General features: G+C 31.0%; 3 protein-coding genes. All 3 read left to right on the top strand.

What is annotated here, in order from left to right:
- Positions 1–1341 (top strand): sodium/proton-translocating pyrophosphatase (locus Q0J90_RS01705; protein ID WP_297276263.1); only part of this gene is annotated, 1341 nt, incomplete at its 5' end.
- Between the two features lie 202 nt (positions 1342–1543).
- Positions 1544–3376, top strand: coding sequence for a methyl-accepting chemotaxis protein (locus Q0J90_RS01700; protein ID WP_297276262.1), 1833 nt, complete (start codon positions 1544–1546; stop codon positions 3374–3376).
- A gap of 142 nt (positions 3377–3518) precedes the next feature.
- Positions 3519–4090 (top strand): hypothetical protein (locus Q0J90_RS01695; protein WP_297276261.1); only part of this gene is annotated, 572 nt, incomplete at its 3' end.

Here is a 4090-nt window from a genome sequence, read left to right as displayed (position 1 = left end):
TTAGTAAAGATACTCCTTCCAAACAATTTAGGATTATTCGTTTCTATAATTGTAGGACTTATAGCTGGTAACGTAGTTGGTTTCTTTACAGAATACTATACTGCTGCAGAATACAAGCCTACTCAATGGGTAGCTGAGCAATCTAAAACAGGTCCTGCTACTGTTATAATCGGCGGACTTGCTGTAGGTATGCAGTCTACATTAGTACCTGTTGTTACAGTTGTTATTTCTATAATGTTAGCATTCGGATTTGCCGGCGGTTTCGGTGCTGAAGCTTCTTCTTTCTCTCAAGGATTATATGGTATAGCTTTAGCTTCTGTTGGTATGTTATCTACTTTAGGTATTACATTAGCTACAGATGCTTATGGTCCTATAGCTGACAATGCCGGCGGTAATGCTGAAATGTCTGGTCTTCCTGAAAGCGTTAGAGAAAGAACTGATGCTTTAGACTCTTTAGGTAACACTACTGCTGCTACTGGTAAAGGTTTTGCTATTTGTTCTGCTGCTTTAACTGCTATGGCTTTAATTGCTGGTTATATTGAGGAAATTAAAACTTCTTTGGGAAGAATGATTAATACAGGAAATTTAACTTCTATAGATATAGGTACTGTTCAATACACTGCTAACAGTGCTAAAGAATTATATGACAAAGTTGTTTATAGTTTAGGCATGAATGAGTTTATGAATGCTTTCAATATTCACTTAATGAACCCTAAAGTATTAATAGGTATATTTATTGGTGCTATGTTAGTATTCTTCTTCTGTGCTTTAACTATGAAAGCTGTTGGACGTGCTGCTGCAGGCGTTGTAGAAGAGGTTAGAAGACAGTTCAGAGAGATTAAAGGTTTATTAGCCGGCGATAAAGGCGTAAAAGCTGATTATGAAAAAGCTGTTCAAATCTGTACTCTTTCTGCTCAAAAAGAGATGATTGTTCCTTCTGTATTAGCTATAATTGTACCTGTTGTAGTTGGATTCTTATTCGGAGTACCTGCTGTTATAGGTATGCTAGTGGGCGGTTTAACTGCTGGTTTTGCTATGGCTGTTATGATGTCAAATGCAGGCGGTGCTTGGGATAACGCTAAAAAATACATAGAAGCTGGTAATTTAGGCGGTAAGAAAATCGTTGATGAAAAAACAGGCGAAAAAATTACTAACCCTAACCATGCTGCTGCTGTTATAGGTGATACTGTTGGAGACCCATTCAAAGATACTTCAGGACCTTCTATCAACATTCTTATTAAATTAATGAGCTTGATAAGTGTTGTATTTGCTGGTGCTATAGTAGCTTTCTCACCAAAGATTCAGGCTTTATTGGGTATAGCTGATCAAATTATTAAGTAATTTATTTATATAATAAATACAGACCGCTTGACTTAATTTCAGTTAAGCGGTCTTTTATATTTTTATAAAAAAATACTGTATATAATAAAATAAATTTTACATTTTAATTTAAAAAAATATATTTTATTGACATTGATATTGTTTTAATGTATAATTTTTTTCTTGTATTGGCTATGAAATTAATTTTTTATGGAGAAAATATATGAAAAAAAGACATTCTATAAGGGTTAAAATGCCTATAGCAATAAGCATTTTGAGTACTATATTTTTAGTTTTAATAGTTGTTATATTATCATATAGATCGCATATTATTATTAAGGAAGCTACTTTAGATGGTTTCAATAATACAGTTAATGGTTATAAAGATATGTTGGATGTTTGGCTTGATGATCAAAGAAATTTAATAAAAACTTATTCTGTATCTCCTACTATAAAAAGTTATTTACTTGATAGAAATATTAATATCAGACCGACTCTCACCGAATATGAAGGTATAAATGAATATGTGCTTGATATAGGTGTTACAGATACAAATGGAATAATTTTAGATAATGTTAATAATGTTAAGATAGGTGAAAATATTACTACTGTAAGACCTAATATTTTGAATATACTTAAAAATAATAATAATGAAGCATCATTTGATGATGCAGTGCAAAAATCTAGTGCAGATCAAAAATGGTCATTAGCTGCTATTGCCGGAGTAAAGCATAATGGCGAACATTTAGGCAATGTATATATGATTTTAGATTGGGAAGATTTATCTGCTAAACTTCAGCAATTAAAACTGCCGGAAAGAACTAGAATATTTGCAATTGATGATCATAATACAGTTGTTTTAGATACAAAAAATGAAATTAACACAGAAGCTAATGAGGCATATACTTCAATAATAACAGGCGGTAAGCCTTCTGGTGTTATGAATTATATATCTTCTGTAAGCCATGATCCTAGAACAGCAGTTTACAGCAGGATAGAAAATTTACATTGGTATTTGATTATGGCTATGGATGATAGGATAATTTATAAAGCAAATAATGATTCTATAAAAATTTCTATTGTTATATGTATTTTATCTATTGTATTTATAAATATATTTGCTTTCCTTTATATTAAAAATGCTACGCATCCTCTTAAAGTATTAATGTTGCAGGCTACAAATATATCTAATGGAAATATAAAAGTTACAAATAAGTCTGCTTATAGAAAGGATGAATTTGGAGAATTAGAGAAAATATTTGATGCTATGAGTAATAGGCTTGCTGAAGTGGTTTCAAATGTACATGATGCATCTATGGAAATAATTACAGCGGCTGAAAATATGATGGAAAGCAGTACAGAACTTTCATCAAGAACTGACTCTCAGTCATCAAGTTTGGAAGAGACAGCAGCTAGTATTGAGGAGATGGTATCTAATATTAAAACTTCAGCTGAAAAATCTCTGCAGGGTAAAAATATGATGTCTGAATCTATAGAGTTTATTGAAAGTGCAGCTAATATAATATCTCAAACAGCTCTAAATATAGAAGAAGTTTATCAGGCTAGCGAGAAGATAAAAGATATTACAAAGATTATTGAAGATATTGCTTTTCAAACTAATATACTTGCACTTAATGCTTCTGTAGAGGCAGCACGTGCTGGGGATCAGGGTAAAGGTTTTGCTGTAGTAGCTTCTGAGGTTAGAAATCTTGCCCAAACTACTCAAGCTTCTGTTAAAGATATTACAGCATTAGTTGATAACACATCTCAAAAAATAGATGTTGCTACAAAAACAGCTAAACAGTCTCAGGAAATATTTGTTGATTTACAAAACAAAGTATCTGAAACTTCAAGATTGATGGAAGATATTAGTTCAAATGCTTTAGAACAGGAATCAGGCACTAATCAGATAAGTGTTGAAGTTACCAATATGGAATCTGCTACTACTCAAAATGCTGCTTTAGCTGAAACTTCAAGTGAAATATCAAAAAGTTTAGTTGAAAAGGCTAGATTTTTGGAAACTAGTATTGAGTTCTTTAAGATTTCAAACAATTAATAAATAATAATATAAATTTGTTAAGCTGTATAACTTAATTAAAGTTATGCAGCTTTTTTAATACATTATATATAATTAGCAATGAAAATTAATACTAGACAAATAAGTAATATATAATATAATAAAAATAGAGGTTATATTTATGAGAATATTAAAATACTTTTTATTTGTGAATGTTTTGATTGCAGCAATTACATACAATGCATTTGCAAGTTTAGAGGTTAATTTTCAAGGACATTATGGAATTGCTTTTCCTTTTAATTCTATAAAGGTAAATGACGGCTATAAAAATACTATTTACGACAGTCCTGACGGCACTTTAGGTTTTGAAGGAAATGTATTTTTTCAAATAGGAAATTATTTCAAATTATTTGAAAATGATTATACAAGCCTCATAAAAGGTGTGAGTTTATTCGGAGATATAGGCTTCAGCATTAATGCTTTGATGTCAGATTATAAAGAAAACGATAAAAAGTATAAAGAAATGATGGCATTTTATTCTATGAGTGTTGGAGCTACTGTAAAATTAAATTTCAGCAAAATGTCAATAGGATTTGGTACCGGAATAATAGCTCCTTTATACGCTGTTGTGGCATCAAGTAAATACGGCGGAGTTATGGCAGCACCTGATTTAGATAATTGGAATGTTAATGATATGAGAAATCTATTTAAAGCTCCTATAATGCCTTATATAAAACTCACTGTTGAAGGATT

The organism is uncultured Brachyspira sp. (genome assembly GCF_944390595.1).
Classification (GTDB): domain Bacteria; phylum Spirochaetota; class Brachyspiria; order Brachyspirales; family Brachyspiraceae; genus Brachyspira.
Note: the sequence above shows the minus strand (reverse complement) of the source record. Positions and strands in the feature narration are given on the sequence as shown.

Bases quoted from the DNA above. Each gene is read 5' to 3' on its own strand.
- Q0J90_RS01700 (WP_297276262.1), top strand. From the start codon at position 1,544: ATGAAAAAAAGACATTCTATAAGGGTTAAAATGCCTATAGCAATAAGC.